This window comes from Pseudoalteromonas sp. GW168-MNA-CIBAN-0100 (genome assembly GCF_040309225.1).
GTDB lineage: Bacteria > Pseudomonadota > Gammaproteobacteria > Enterobacterales > Alteromonadaceae > Pseudoalteromonas > Pseudoalteromonas arctica.
Map to the genome: position 1 here is coordinate 131,267 of NZ_JBEOOL010000011.1, position 15,410 is coordinate 146,676.

Here is a 15,410-nt window from a genome sequence, read left to right on the forward strand (position 1 = left end):
AACCCTCATTCCTCAGTGACAACCCAATTACATTTTTACGCTAAAAACTTTACCCTTAAAACTAAAAAGCCCTCCGAACGGTTAAGTGCGGAGGGCTTTTTTAATGCTTAAGTTTTTAAAGCACTACGAAGCCCTCGCGGGAATAATCACCACGATAATAATCAGGACTAGGTTAAGTGCGTTTGTAAGCATGTAATTAATACCAAATTTTGTTCGATTATCGCGAAGGTTATTCCTTCGCTCTCTTTTTATATTAGTACCGCGCTAGGCCCTTTAAGTCAACACCAAAGTTAATCTAACAAAAAGACTAAAAGGCAATTTATCAGGTTTTAAAATTCATTATATAAGCTGGTAGTGGTTTTTTTATGCTCTAATTTTATTCTCAGAAATTCACTATTCTTATATCCCTTATTTAAGGTTTGATTAATTTTTGAGAATATTTTTATAAATAAAATTATTTATCACCTTCAGGTAATGCGTAGGTTCCCTTAAGCAGCTCTTAAGTATTATGGCATAGCATGGCGTTGTTATTTAAAACGAGCCTAAATATGAACGTAATTAGCCAAACATCAGCACAAAAAAAGCCAAATCGTAGTAAACGGTTTTACATTCACTGTAGTGCAAACGCCTTTGTAGTGATGATTGCCTGCTATTACTGTTTAGTTATAAACATTCCTTTTATTCAAGGTTCGTTTAGCGCCATCACCTCATTGGCTTCCTTTTCGTGGCTATTTTTACTTTCAGTGCCACTACTTTTGCTATGCCTTTTAATTATTTTCTTTTCGATAGTGTCGGTTAGGTGGTTACTAAAGCCACTTAATTACCTTTTACTGATAATTTCGAGCGCCGTGCTTTACGGCTCATTAAATTACGGCATCGTGTTTGACTATTCAATGATTCAAAACACGTTCGAAACAGATTCAAGCGAAGCGCTGAGCTATTTAAACCCGCAGCTCATAGCCTTTTTACTGTTGTTTTGTGCGTTACCTGTTTTTATATTAAGCAAAGTAAAAATACACTTTACTCGCCCTCATCAAGAAGCGATTAGTCGTATAAAACTTATTGTAGCGTGCTGCTCATTAATTGCTTTAGTGGTCGTAAACTTTTACGCCGACTACGCAGCTACTGGCCGTAATAACCGTATTTTGAAAAAAGAACTCATCCCATTTCAGTATCTCTCTAGCGGTTATAAATACATGCGCGATCAGCTGCTGTATACCAATATGGAATTTAAAAATATAGATGCAACACCCACCCTCATTGCACCCAATACCACCAGCGTAACAGTTATGGTTGTTGGCGAAACCGCACGAGCAGAAAACTTTGCTTATCAAGGTTATAAGCGTAACACCAATCCTTATACACAAAAGTATAATGTGACGTATTTTAATAATGTGGCGTCTTGTGGAACCGCTACTGCAGTGTCTGTGCCGTGTATGTTTTCACTGCAAACACAAGATAACTTTGATCGATTAGCAGCCGACAACCAACAAAACCTGATTGATTTAGCACAACAAGCTGGCAGCGACGTACTGTGGGTTGATAACAACAGCGGCTGTAAAAACGTATGCACCCGTGTTGTTAATATTGATATACCAACCACCCCATCAGCGCTTTGCGATGGAAAATATTGTTTTGATGAAGTGCTTATTGCTCCACTTAAACGCAAACTCGCTAATTTAAGCCAAGCTAACACCGTTATCGTCCTACATATGATGGGCTCACACGGACCAACCTACTTTAAACGCTACCCAGATAAATTTAAGCAATTTACGCCCACGTGCGACAGAAGCGACATTCAAAACTGCTCACTCGATGAATTAGTTAATACCTACGACAACACAATTGCGTACAGCGACTTTGTTAACGCCCAAGTAATTGAGCAATTAAAAACACTGCCAAACAACATAGATAAGCAGTTTTTATATGTCTCTGACCATGGTGAATCACTTGGCGAAGCCGGTGCTTATTTACATGGCTTTCCGTATAGCTTTGCACCTAGCACACAAACGCATGTTCCTCTTTATATGTGGGCTGATGAGCATAATCAGCGCATTACCAATACCTGTTTAGCTAATTTAGACACCACTGCTGCACGCTCACACGACAATATTTTTCACACTCTTTTAAATTTAATTGGCATTAAAAGCAAAACGTATCAGGCATCCCTTGATTTACTTGCTAGCTGCCAAACAACACCAAGCGAAATAAAACTATGAGTAATAAAACCGTTATAAAACGCCAAGGCTTAATGCGCCTTATTTTTACCTTAAGCCATTCTTTTAACGGCTTAAAATGGATGAGTCGATTTGAAGCGGCGTTTCAACAAGAGTTAGCACTGTTTTCGTTACTTGGTGTGTTTGTATGGCTACAAGAAATTGCACTAAGCGATAAATTATTACTTAGTGCCAGCCTGCTGTTTGTATTGTTTGCTGAACTTGTAAATACGGCAGTTGAGGTTGTGGTTGATAGGATTGGCAGTGAATACCATGAGCTTTCGGGTCTCGCTAAAGATATAGCCTCTGCCAGTGTGTTTATAGCTATGTTAATTGCCGCACTTATTTGGTGGGCTGTGTTATGGGCATAAAGCTAACTTTTATAGCTAAAATAACGAGGCTAATATTTAAAGTAATACCTAAGGTACAAAATGCACTTGGCCCTGTATGGATTTTTGTTGTATTTGCTGTTTTGGCACTTAGCTTGTTAACACTTGCTCGCTTTGGTTTAAGTGTATGGCAAGGCGAACGTGTATTTGGATCTCATGCGTGGTTATCTATATTTATAGGTGGTTTAAGAGTTGATATAGCCACTCTAAGCTACATTATTATGCCCGCATTACTACTTACCTTACTGATGCAAAGCGTAGGTTGGCAAAATAAAGTACGCGGCCTAATAAAAATTTACTTAGTGGGGATGTCTGCTTTACTCGTTTTTTTTGAAGTGATTACGCCTACGTTTATAAACGAGTACGACTTGCGCCCTAACCGCTTATTTATAGAATATTTAATTTACCCTAAAGAAGTCTCAAAAATGATTTTTTCAGGCTATAAGTTAGAAGTATTTATTGCTGTTATAGCACTTATTTTAAGCTGTAAATTTGCAAGTAAAATATTTAGCAATCAATGGCAAAGCAAGTCATCACTAACAGGTTTAAATCAATCAATTTTAGCGCTTATTTTAGTATGCTTAACTATTTTTGGCGCCCGCAACTCATTAGGACACAGACCACTTAACCCCGCCATGGTCTCGTTCTCTACTGATCACTTACTTAACGACTTAACCCTTAACTCACTTTATAGCGTCGCGTTTGCAGTTAAGCAACTTTCTAATGAGCAATCGAGCCAAGACTATTACGGTAAAATGCCCACCGATGAATTACTTAGTATTGTGCGTAGTAACATGCAAAATACGCAAGGCACATTTAGTGATGTAACCGCCCCTACAAAAACGTTTCATGGCGCAAGTAATACAGGTAAACCCAAAAATTTAGTCATTATTTTACAAGAAAGTTTAGGTGCTCGTTATGTAGGCACGCTTGGCGGTTTACCGCTTACACCTAATATAGACGCCCTTTATAAACAAGGCTGGGGGTTTGATAATTTATACGCCACGGGTACACGTTCAGTACGTGGAATTGAGGCAGTAATTACAGGGTTTACACCAACGCCTTCGCGTGCAGTTGTTAAGCTTGATAAATCACAACGTGACTTTTTTACCATTGCTGATTTTTTAGCGAAGCAAAATTACAACACGCAGTTCATTTATGGTGGCGAAAGCCATTTTGATAACATGCGCAGCTTCTTTTTAGGCAACGGTTTTAAAAGTATCGTAGATACAAATAACTTTAAAAAAATAGACTTTAATGGCTCGTGGGGCGCATCAGACGAAGACTTGTACGACCAAGCCGATATAGAACTTACTAAGCTTAAAAATCAAAACAAACCCTTTTTTAGCCTTATATTTTCAAGCTCTAATCATAGCCCGTATGACTTTCCTGACGATAAAATAACGCTGTACGATAAACAAAAACAAACCCGTAATAATGCTGCCAAGTATGCCGATTACGCACTAGGCACCTTTATCGAAAAAGCTAAAAAATCGAGCTACTGGGATGATACTGTATTTATAGTTATTGCCGATCACGACTCGCGCGTATCGGGTTCAAATTTAGTACCGGTTGATCACTTTAAAATTCCGGCCGTTATTTTTGGTAAAGGTATTACCCATAAACGAGATAGCCAACTAGCCAGCCAGCTCGATATTCCTGTTACTCTACTGTCTTTAATTGGCGCAAGTGGTAAGCACCCTATGATAGGTCATGATTTATCAAAGCCAATTAGCGACAACAAACAACGCGCAATGATGCAATACGACAAAAACTTTGCCTACATGCACGATAATAAAGTGGTGGTGTTACAACCACAAAAACCAGCAACCACCTATACGTATAGCAATAACCAGCTTGTACCATGTGAAAACGATGAGCAACTAGTTAAAAAAGCCCTAGCCCACGCGAACTTAGGTAATCTAGCTTATACAAATGGTTGGTATCATTAACCAAGTGACTTGATAATAAAGCCTTGTTAAAGTAACAAGGCTATTTTTATAAACCGAGTAAACATGAAAATCCTCGTTATTGAAGACTCTGAAGCACTAAGACGCAGCTTGCAAGTTGGCCTTAGCAACCTTGGTTTTACCGTAGATGAAACTGGTGATGGCTCAGAAGGGTTGAGTATGGCACTCAGTGGAAACTACGACCTCCTAGTACTTGATTTAATGCTACCGAGCGTTGATGGCATGAGTATTTTACAAGCACTGCGCAGCAGTAATAGCCAAAGCCGTGTGCTAATTTTATCGGCACGAAGTGAGCCTCAAGATAAAATTAGCGGCCTTATGAAAGGCGCTGATGATTATTTAACTAAGCCATTTTCGTTTGAAGAACTCCATGCTCGTGTCCTTGCATTACTTCGTCGTGGTTCACTGCAAAACCAACAAAATACCCTTACCGTAGGTGATTGCGTATTAGATCTGTCACTTAAAACTCTTCACTACAAGCAACATGCCATTGAGCTCACTCGCAATGAATACAAAATAATAGAATGCTTATTTAACGCCCCAGAGCGAGTATTAGGGCTTGAGCTTATAAGTGAAGCGGTGGTAGGTCAGTTTGATATGCTCTCTAAAAATGCGCTTGAAGCACACATCTCAACCATACGTAAAAAAGTAAGACAGTTTGATGGCGAGCTCCCGATAAAAAACAAACGTGGATTTGGTTATGTCGCAACAACAAAATAAAAGTCACTCAATAAAACGTAAACTCGTTAATAATATTAGCGCTGTGATCTCTGTTATTTTATTCACCATATTTTTAACCGTTGATCTAAGTGTTGATACTTGGGTGGAAGATCAGTTTAATCAGTCTTTAACTAACAAAGCTAACTACTTAAAAACCTTAGTTGAAGATGACAACAACGTGGTTGAATTTGATTTTGCTGGTGAGTTTATGTCGGAGTATGAAGCTGCAGATGCCACGGAGTTTTACCAATTATGGCATGGCCGTGATGTGTTTGAACGCTCGGACTCATTAGCGCTTTATGAAAATGCTAACCTGCCTTTTTTAGAAATGCCGATAAACGAATCTAAAATTATAGATTACGAGCTTCCTAACGGGCGTGATGGTCGCGCACTTATAAGTCACTTTGTAGCCCAAAAAGATGATAGAAATCCCACTCACTCTGCTGTTTTTAATACCATGACTCTTGCAATCGCAGCGCCCACCTCCGAACTTAATAAAGTACTGATTATTATTGATGTGGTCTTTATTTTAACCTGTGTGCTTGGTGTGTTTGGTGTGCGCTATTTAGTGACACGTATTGTAAATAAAGGTCTGCACCCGCTACACAACTTAAACGACCAAATTAAGTTACTCGATATTACCGGTGTTGCGCAAACAATAGAAAGCGACTTTAAAGTAGAAGAAATAGAACCTATACGTAACGAGCTAAATAAGTTTATTACCGTTAATCAGCAACTCTATAGTAATGAAAAACGCCTAACAAGCGACATTGCACACGAGCTTAAAACCCCAATAGCTGAACTCATAAGCCTCTCAGAGGTGGCTATTCGCTACCCTGACGATAAACGAATTAGCGACACCTATACCAGTGATGTGCTTAATATTTCACAGCGTATGAAAACGATTGTTAGCAACCTATTACTGTTGCAGCGCTCAAGTAGCAGTGCAATGCAATTAAATGCACAAAATATCATTCTAAATAACCTAGTAAATCAAATTGTTGATGAGCTGACCTTTAAGCACCCAACTATTAAAGCGCGTTTAAATAATGAGATAACTGACGAGTTTACACTTAATGCTGACGAATTTAGTTTAAATACCATTTTATGTAACTTAATCGATAACGCACTATTTTATGGACTCCCTGAGGCACCAATTAAATTAACTGCCGTAAATAACAGCACAAACATGACCATCTCTGTTAGTAACAAAGTAAATAAACCACTAAGTAGTGAACAGCTCACTGCTATTTTTGACCCGCTCTATCAGCTAGATTCATCTAGAACTAATAACCAGCGCCATGGTTTAGGATTATCAATTGTACAGAGCTTATGTAACTTAAATCGCTTTACTATTACGGCCAGTAATACCGAAAGCAATACGTTAACGTTTATATTAACGTTACCTAAGAAGTAAATTTAGGTTAGTATTTACACTACTAATTTTGAAATTTTAAGGACAAACCATGAATGCTCTTACCCGTGTTAGCCACTTTTTTATTGTGGCATTACTTATAACATTTAGCCTTAACAGCTATGCTGCTCCTGCCATATACAAGATAGAAAAAAATGGCGTTAGCTCTTACTTATTTGGCACCGTACACGTTGGTGATGCCAGCATGAAAGGCTTACCTAAAAATGTAACCGATGCAATTAGTGCAAGCAAAGAAGTGATTGTTGAAGTTGATATAAGCAAACTTACTCCACTTGAAATGCAGCAGCGTTCAATGCCATTTATGATGCTAAGTGACGGTAAAACACTGCAAACTGAGCTTTCAAAGCAAAATTATACCAAGCTAAAAGATTACTTTGCTAAAAAGTCGATTGATATTGCTATGTTTAATGGCTTAAAGCCTTGGGCTGTTATGGTGACTATGATGCAAATTGAATTTCAAAATGCAGGTTATTCAGATAAAACCGGCATAGACAAGCAAGTGCTTAGTTATGCTAAAGAGCATAATATTAAAATTGGCGAGCTTGAAACCCTAGAACAACAACTACAAATGTTTGATGGTATGGCGCTATTAAGCAATGAAATGATTGAAGAAACCTTTGAGCAACTCAGCGATATTAATACTTACTTTATCAAATTAGTTAATGCCTGGAAAAACGGGGATATGGATACACTAACCGATTACTACAACATGAGTTTTGATGACAGTAATTACGGTGAAATTAGCGAGCAAGTAATGCTAACTAACCGCAATAATAATTGGGTTAAACAACTCACACCGCGTTTAGCAAACGAGCAACTATTTATTGCCGTAGGCGCTCTGCATTTACCTGAAAAACACGGGTTACTTAAACAGCTACGAGATAAAGGCTTTAGCGTTACTCGTCTTTAAAATAAAAATGGGTTGAGTGAATTTTCGCTCAACCTTTCTCTGAGTTTTTAATTAAAGTCTTCCATTTTTAAGTAATTCTCTATTCCTTCAATTTTGTCTGCCGCATGATGATTTACATAAATCACAGTACTTGTATTAGCAGCACAAATTTTCTCTATTAGTAGCAGTACACGTTGCCTGTTTGCTTCATCTAATCCTAAGCAAGGTTCATCTAAAATAAGTAACGTTGGATGCTTTACCATAGCTCGTACAATTAAAAGCATACGTTGATCGCCGTACGAAAGCTGGGTGAATGAGGTGTTTTGCTTGTCACTTAAACCAATAAATGCCAGCCACTGCTTAGCAATATTAATTTGTGCATCGCTCGGCTTTTGATATAAACCTATGCTGTCATAAAAACCAGATATAACAGTATTTAAAGCCGATATACTTACGCGATAATCCATATGTAGCGCGTTAGATATAAAACCAATATGCTGTTTTATATCCCAAATACTCTCCCCGGTTCCGCGTTTAAAACCGAACACTTCAATGTCATTGTTATAACACTGTGGGTTATCACCTGTTATTAAATTTAATAGGCATGTTTTACCTGAACCGTTCGCTCCAGTAAGCTGCCAATGCTGATGCTTTTTTATAGTCCAATTGAGATTTTTGAATATGCTTACGTCACTATAACTAACTTTAGCATTACTCAATTTAACTAAGGTATTACCAGTGAATGTCTTTTGCTCTTGCTCGGCGTCAGGAGATGGCACATCCAATGAAGTATGCTCTAAATGAAGTAGTTTTAGTAAGTCACTTAATTGCTCACTACTTGGCTTTGCTAAAGTATGTAACAAGCAACCTTGGTTTACATAGCCATAGTGAGTAATGAATGAAGGGATTTCGTCTAGGCGGTTTAGTACAAAAACAAAAGTAATAGTTTGGCTAAGCTCTATGAGTATTTTATTAAGTTGCTGGCAAGATTGTACGTCGAGTCCATCAAATGGCTCGTCAAGCACGACTAACTCACTATGGGAGCTGAGTGCTTTTATAAGTAGGAGTTTACGAGTTTCACCCGTTGAAAGTTCTCTAAAATGCCTATTTAGTAATGAGCTAAATTTAAATAATTCTATTAGCTGCGCTAATAACTCACCATTATTACTATGCTCTGCAAATATAAGGTCTTTAACGAGGCTATGCTTTTCATGCTCTAATTCTTGGGCCAGTAACTGTTTATGCGAATCTGAAGACACGAGCATAAGTTTATTAATACTACTTATACGCTTACCACTTTCGCACTTAGCTTCACCAACTAACGCAGCTGTCAGTGCAGATTTACCGGCTCCATTAGCACCTAGAAGCAGCCAATGTTCTCCTAGATTCACTTGCCAATCTAGGTTGCATATGTCGTAACGACTTTTGCCTTGTCCTTGTAAGTAACCATTAAATTGCTCAAGCGTAATTGACTGCACTAACTTTTCCTAATAAACCTTAAAACAGCAAGTTAACGCATATTAAAAGTGCTTAGCAAGCTTGTTATCTGCAAAATTAATTTATTTCACTAGGGCGTATTGATCTTTGTGGATTGAAATTTGTTCAATCTAGGGGCGATTAAATCGCGGCGCGAGGTTTGTAACCTAGTGGGCTAAGTCAAAACCGAGTAACAAAGAGTTAATCGTCCCTAGAAAGAACCCAATGGGCAGCGCATGTTTGGTATTTATGCTGCGTTATCGCCTATTTATGGGGAATAACCACACTACATAGGCTCTGCCTTGCCTAAAAACCAAACAGTCTGCTGCAAATTCAACTACCAAAGATCAACACGCCCTAGCAACGCTAATACTATTTAATGCGTCTTTAATTGCTTGCTGACTTATTGGTTTATGAATATGAAGGTTAGCCCCGTATTTATAAGCTCGCTCTATATCATTTTGTGAAGTATTTGCTGTTATAACAATAATTGGCATTACTTTATTAAGATCAGAGCGTATTTTTTTAATCGCCTCAAACCCATCCATTACTGGCATATTTAAGTCCATAAAAACAATATCGTATTGATTTTCACTCACCATATCGCACGCGACTTTGCCGTTTTCAGCGCAATCATAGCTTAAACCTAATAAGCTAAGTATGCGGGTCAGTAATATAGTATTTAATGGATTATCTTCAACGACTAAACACTTTAGTTTGTCATTTATTTTACGAGGGTTTGGGAGAGCTTTACTGGCAATTATTGGTAAGTGCAAAGATACCAGCGCTCCATGGGCTTCATTATTTTTGAAGGTAATTTCACCGTGCAACGCCTTTACAACATACTGAACCCGAGTGAGACCTGTTCTTAATCCTTGAAAATGGTTTGTTTGTTTAAATGAGTCAAATTCAAGATCAGTAATCTCTTTCGAAAAACCACAACCAGTATCACTTACAATTACACAAAGTTCATCATTAAAAAGCTTTGCAGAGACAGTAATTTCACCCTCTATCGTAAACTTAATAGCGTTACTGATTAATTCTGTAAGCGTATGCTGCAAACGTTGATGATCCAATTTACATACACAATTTAATGATTCATCTAAACAACTAACTAGTTTTAGGCCTTTTTGCTGACAAGCATGCTCGTAAGCCATTAGTACTTTATTACACGACTCTAGAAGGTTTTCATTTTTAAATTGCGGTACCCACTTACCTGTACTTAAAGCTTGCAAGTCTTGCAGTTCATCTAATATGGCTATTAACCTAAGTGCGCAGTAATTAGCTTGGGTTTTAACGCTTTGCTGCGTATCAGAAACCTTTAACTCCTCAATAGACGTAATAAGACCCTGTAAAGGAGTTCTAAATTCGTGACTTGCTCTGGCAATAAAATGCTCTTTATTTTGACTCACTTGTTGAGCGAACTCTTTTTGTTTTTGGTATTTAGACAATGCGTTACCTATTTCTTTTTCCATTGGCATAAATACAAATCTTAACTCTACAAGTAGTAAAAACATCGCCATAAGCCAAAATAATAATTCAAGGTTAGATACCCAGTTCAATTTTTGGACAGCTTGCTCTTCAAATAAATTCACTGCATGATCTAGTTGCTTTAATAGCTCTTCAACCTCAGTTACAGAGAATATACGCTTATCTACTTGGCCTTGTTGATAAAGCAAATTTTCCGCTTGCTGGATATATGTTGCAACTTGGGAATCTAGTTTATGAGGAGCTAACGTATACAGCTTAATAAGCTTAGGTGTAAGGTATTGATACTCTCCATTACCATTTTTTGAAAGTAAGTAATTATGAGTTTTTTTGAATGATACAACTGACGCTTTTAACGCTTTAGTATGCTCAGAAATATTTGTTGCCGATAATAATAACTCATTACTATGCCAAGCTATTTTTTGAGAAAGCATTCTCTGCTTACCAGCCATATTTATTATTTTTGCGTCGTATTTTTGCACCGAAAAATAATACTGCATAAGTGATGCTGATGTGCTTATTAATAGTGCTATTGCTATTAATGCCCATCGGTAACGAGTACGGATATTCGCGACAACTTTAAACATACTAAGCCTTGTTTTTGTTTTAAGTGTAGCTCAATTTTTTAGAACTAATAAGCAGCTTAAATAATGATTATTAAATAAAAAAGCCCAACTAAAAAGTTGGGCTAATAAAATAAAACTATTTAACTATCTATTTTCTAAACGGTTATAGTCGAACATTCCATATTCTATCCCACGATATTTTTTAGCAGTATCGTGCAATATATCGCTGTATTGCCAAAACTGTGGATGAGTACGTCGAATACCAAACTTAGATTTCAATGCACCATAATCAGCTTCTATTTGCATCATAGGCAATTGCTCGGCAAAAGCATTTACTTGCTGCTCGTTATTTAAATACCAAATAGCTGCTGGATAATCTCCGATAAACCCAGGAACAATAGTCGCGGTATCTTCATCATAAGCACGTTGGCCATCTTCGTTTAATAAACTAGATATATTGTAATGCGCATTATGATGAATAATAGTGTAGCCCTTATGGCTATTATCTTCTTGCTTTACAAGTATAAAAGAAAGCTGAGGTAATAAGTTAACCGCTTTTGCTGGCATTTCACTTATTACATTTAACGGCTTTGGCACTTCAGTGTGGTTGTATTTTTCACTTAAAACTGGCGCTAAGGCTTCTTTCATCAAGGTATATAGTTCATGCTGTGGATCATCAGTTTCATAGTTAATACCACTGGGTTGGCTAAATTCTCGGTTACTTTTAAAGAACTTAGATAAGTCAGGTGGTGAATTACGATACCACTGCTTTTTGATTTGATTACGCTTGTGCTCAGGTAATAGAGCTAAAAAGTTTTGCTCTCCCTCTAAACGTAAAAAATCCATATATAAACGTGTAACCAATTGATGGCCTATATTTCCGTATACATCAAAGCCTGCCACAAGCAAATAATGAATACGTTCAAATAACGCATAATCAAGTATCCACGTGGTTTTAGGCTCTTGACCAATAAAACCTTTAACAACAGTTGCACTATCAAAATGGCGGAAAATAGTCAGCGCAGCATTTTTATTATGCCCATCACCTTTCCAAAGCAAGTCAGTTGTAAGATGCTCGCCACCTTTAAACATTTCGTTAGCAAGCTCAACTTTTGCCTGTAAATATTTTTTCTCACGAACTGAATATTTAACCCAGCTAGAAATAGGTAACGCATTACTTTCCTCTGCAGCAGGAAGTTCTAGCGCTTCTTCATGTTGCATTAGCATTTCCCCTACAGCAGGAGTCGCAACCTTATCAGGATCAGCAAATGCCACCCAAAAGTGATCATTTATAACATTTAAAGCAATCTGACCACGACAAACCGGCCCTTTTATAAAGCCCATAATAATTAACTCGGCTTCATCAAGCATAAATTGATATTTAGAATTAATAGGAATAACTTCAAAAGTTTTAAATGGGTTAGATGCTGACTTAGGCTCATAACTCGGCATTTGCGTAACTGTATAATCTGGCGCAATAAACTGCTCGTACAAACGCAGTAATTTAGCTTCATTAAGCTCAAGTGGTAAATGCGTTTTAGAAAGTATGGTTGTACGCTCTTGCATAAAACGATAATAAACACGGCTAACTTTAGGGTCATCGTATGGACGACGCGTATTAATTAACTTTATTTCCTCACCAGGAGGCGTACTTGAGCGAACTAGTTTAAAAAAGCTTTGTGGGTTCTCTGACGTAAAATAAATATGTGCTAAAAACCAATGTTCATAAATATAACGTGCTGATAACTGATACTTTAAGTTATCTTGATTTAAAAATGCTTCCCAGCCCTTTATTTTATTCTGATCATACTTACTTGGTGGCTCAATATGTGACATTTTACCGCCATTTTTAAGCCAGTTCTGTAAATGATTAAACTCTTCGCGCGAAACCCCAGGTAAACCATAAGGCATACCGCCATGAGGTTGCTCGTCAGCTAATCGGTCAAACTCCCCCATTGTTGCACAGGTTTGCGAACGCCCTAATGAAAAATCAAATTCATCATCTAGCACTTCATTAGTTGGTAATTCATAGCTTTGCTTTAACACTAAACTATTAAATAAAACACTTCCCGCTAAGTTTGCTTCTTCACTTTGTACGCGCTCATTTAGCACTGGCGTAAAGTTTTTTTCTCGCCATTGCTGTGTATTGGTTGCATCAAACAATAAACGGCTTGGGGTCGTTGCCAATAAACGAGTTCCATCGTAAACGAGCTCTTTACTCAAACCTCGATCAATACCTTCAGGTGATGAGAGCTTAAGCTGGCAAGGTGCGTCGTAACAACCATGGCAAACGACGCAGCGGGTATCGAGTACTGGTTTTACATTTTGTAAAAAATCAGCTCCAGCAAGAGTAGAATGCGGAACGATACGCTCTTGTGCTTGTTCAGGGCCAAATAAATCATCGTAATGTGCATTACCTAAGTAAGCACAACCACTAAGGATAATTAATACAAATGTACTTATTATTATTTTTTTCATTCGTCCTCGTCACCTAAATCGAAGGTGGGCATCATATCCATTTGAGGAGAAACGAATGTTTTCTGACCTTCAGTATTCAAAACAATACTTAAAAGAGGCCCATGCGTTAATGTTATCTGCGCATCATGCTCTTGCTCTAATATACTTAAATACAGAGAATCAGTTATAAGCAACTCATAACCGCTAACGGTAATAGCTACACTGCTATCTTCACTTGGATTTTGGCAAATTTGAGCAAGTAACTCATCATCAAGTCCAATTGATATTTCAAAATCAGGCTGCTCTAAATCTCTATCACTTAATGATTCATCTAATAGAAATAAAGGAAGGGTTAAATTGCTATCTTGTTCAAATTCCATTGCGTTCTCTGCACTTTCTGACGATTTAATTGGCGAGTATTATAACAAACTAGCGAGTAAATTAACGCTAAAGCTAATGTAACTGTTTAAACGTCATCTATAACAGATTCGATCACCGAAAATACAGCACCTTGAGGGTCGCATATAACACTAAAACGACCAACATCGGGGATATCTGTTGCAGGAACACATACTTGTCCACCTAAGCTAGCGGCTTTATTTACTGCTGTATCGCAGCTCTCTACTGCAAAGTAAATCATCCAATGAGCAGGAATATCTTCAGGCCAGTCGCTTGTCATCTCAAGCATACCGGCAATTGGCTGTCCACCGACTAAAAATAAAGTGTAATCCATACCGTCCATTGGCTTTATTTCACTTTCCCAGCCTAGTAAAGCACAGTAAAAGTCTCTACTTACTTTACTATTTCTGGTTGCTAACTCATGCCAATAAGGCGTGTTTAATTCACCTAAGTGCTTACAACCTTTATGCTCATTTCCTTGCCATAGTGCAACAGTGGCACCTACAGGATCTTTTAGCATCAACATTCGTCCTGCATTCATAACATCATGAGGACCGGCAATAACTTCAGCACCTAGTTCTTTAGCTTTTAGCGCACAATCATCAACATTATCGACGGCAATGTAAGCCAACCAATGACTTGGGATCCCTTCACTAATTTGCTCTTTAGGCATTTCATACATAGCGGCTATATCACCACCTTGCTTTTGTAGCATAGTGTAATATATGTCCTCCCCAATAGGTTGATCGTCATACCCCCAATCAAATAATGAGGTATAAAACGTCTTACCATCTTTCCAATTATGGGTACAAAGTTCTGACCAACAAAAAATACCATGTGGGTGATTATCAATTTCACTCATTATTAAACCCTTATTATTCTATTTTTATCTAAACGAGCTCTGTCACATTTTATAAACTACATAATTGAACAGATCATAAATTGAGATTAGAGCAATAACTAAGCGGAGTCGATAAAAGAAGGGAAAGAATTCGTTATTCAGTTGTTTCATATATGAGGTTTTTAACGCAGTTAGCGTCAGATTTAATCCCTCAAATTGATTAGATATTATTGCTGATTGATATAAATTATTTACTAAGAAGTCCTTCGCTCTAGAGGAATCCCTGAATCACTTTTTTGCAGACGTAAAAAAGCCCGAATCATTAGATTCGGACGCTCTACAATATAAAATCGGTACGCTACGCAGTATATCAGCGTCGGGAATCGCTGCGCTCGCCCAACCTGCGTGATGCGTGTTGATGTGAGTGTGTGTTAATTGCGCGCATTTTACTTTTCTGCAGACGTAAAAAAGCCTGAGTCGTTAGATTCGGGCTTTCTACAATGTGAAGTCGGTGCGCTACGCAGTAGGATGTCGTAGTGCCCACAGCGGTGGAGAGCCACAGTG

11 protein-coding genes are annotated in these 15,410 nt (G+C 37.8%); 6 read left to right on the plus strand and 5 right to left on the minus strand.

Annotated features, from left to right (window positions below; all coding sequences use genetic code 11):
• The first annotated feature begins 548 nt into the window (after nucleotides 1–548).
• The 6 genes from AAEY62_RS09045 to AAEY62_RS09070 all read left to right on the plus strand — a co-directional run bounded on the left by AAEY62_RS09045 (nucleotide 549) and on the right by AAEY62_RS09070 (nucleotide 7,640).
• The gene (locus tag AAEY62_RS09045) at nucleotides 549–2,219 is read left to right on the plus strand and encodes a phosphoethanolamine transferase (protein ID WP_024591427.1); all 1,671 of its coding nucleotides are present in this window, start codon (nucleotides 549–551) and stop codon (nucleotides 2,217–2,219) included.
• Nucleotides 2,216–2,587 carry a diacylglycerol kinase gene (locus AAEY62_RS09050; protein WP_024591426.1) on the plus strand — a complete coding sequence of 124 codons (372 nt, stop codon included), beginning with the start codon at nucleotides 2,216–2,218 and terminating at the stop codon, nucleotides 2,585–2,587. The genes AAEY62_RS09045 and AAEY62_RS09050 overlap by 4 nt, the downstream gene beginning before the upstream one ends.
• Entirely contained in the window at nucleotides 2,578–4,557 is a 1,980-nt protein-coding gene (locus tag AAEY62_RS09055; RefSeq protein ID WP_350634829.1) for an LTA synthase family protein, read from the plus strand. Before AAEY62_RS09050 ends, AAEY62_RS09055 begins: the two co-directional genes overlap by 10 nt.
• Before the next feature lie 63 nt (nucleotides 4,558–4,620).
• Nucleotides 4,621–5,295 (plus strand): response regulator transcription factor, encoded by a 675-nt coding sequence (locus tag AAEY62_RS09060; protein WP_024591423.1) that lies wholly within the window; start codon nucleotides 4,621–4,623, stop codon nucleotides 5,293–5,295.
• Nucleotides 5,276–6,712: a sensor histidine kinase gene (locus AAEY62_RS09065; RefSeq protein ID WP_350634830.1), complete on the plus strand. Its 1,437-nt coding sequence runs from the start codon at nucleotides 5,276–5,278 to the stop codon at nucleotides 6,710–6,712. Before AAEY62_RS09060 ends, AAEY62_RS09065 begins: the two co-directional genes overlap by 20 nt.
• A gap of 49 nt (nucleotides 6,713–6,761) precedes the next feature.
• A complete protein-coding gene (locus tag AAEY62_RS09070) occupies nucleotides 6,762–7,640 on the plus strand; it encodes a TraB/GumN family protein (protein ID WP_024591421.1) in 879 nt (292 codons plus the stop codon).
• 47 nt (nucleotides 7,641–7,687) lie between these two features.
• Here AAEY62_RS09070 and AAEY62_RS09075 read toward each other — a convergent pair whose 3' ends face one another.
• From AAEY62_RS09075 to AAEY62_RS09095, 5 genes are all read right to left on the minus strand, one after another.
• Entirely contained in the window at nucleotides 7,688–9,097 is a 1,410-nt protein-coding gene (locus tag AAEY62_RS09075; RefSeq protein ID WP_101164486.1) for an ATP-binding cassette domain-containing protein, read from the minus strand.
• 345 nt (nucleotides 9,098–9,442) lie between these two features.
• Complete coding sequence (locus AAEY62_RS09080) at nucleotides 9,443–11,170, minus strand: response regulator (protein WP_350634831.1); 1,728 nt, start codon at nucleotides 11,168–11,170, stop codon at nucleotides 9,443–9,445.
• A gap of 123 nt (nucleotides 11,171–11,293) precedes the next feature.
• Nucleotides 11,294–13,627 carry a fatty acid cis/trans isomerase gene (locus AAEY62_RS09085; protein WP_350634832.1) on the minus strand — a complete coding sequence of 778 codons (2,334 nt, stop codon included), beginning with the start codon at nucleotides 13,625–13,627 and terminating at the stop codon, nucleotides 11,294–11,296.
• Complete coding sequence (locus AAEY62_RS09090) at nucleotides 13,624–13,986, minus strand: hypothetical protein (RefSeq protein ID WP_024591417.1); 363 nt, start codon at nucleotides 13,984–13,986, stop codon at nucleotides 13,624–13,626. Before AAEY62_RS09090 ends, AAEY62_RS09085 begins: the two co-directional genes overlap by 4 nt.
• Nucleotides 13,987–14,072: 86 nt before the next feature.
• On the minus strand, nucleotides 14,073–14,867 hold the full coding sequence (locus tag AAEY62_RS09095; RefSeq protein WP_024591416.1) for a VOC family protein: 795 nt from the start codon (nucleotides 14,865–14,867) through the stop codon (nucleotides 14,073–14,075).
• Nucleotides 14,868–15,410: the final 543 nt, after the last annotated feature.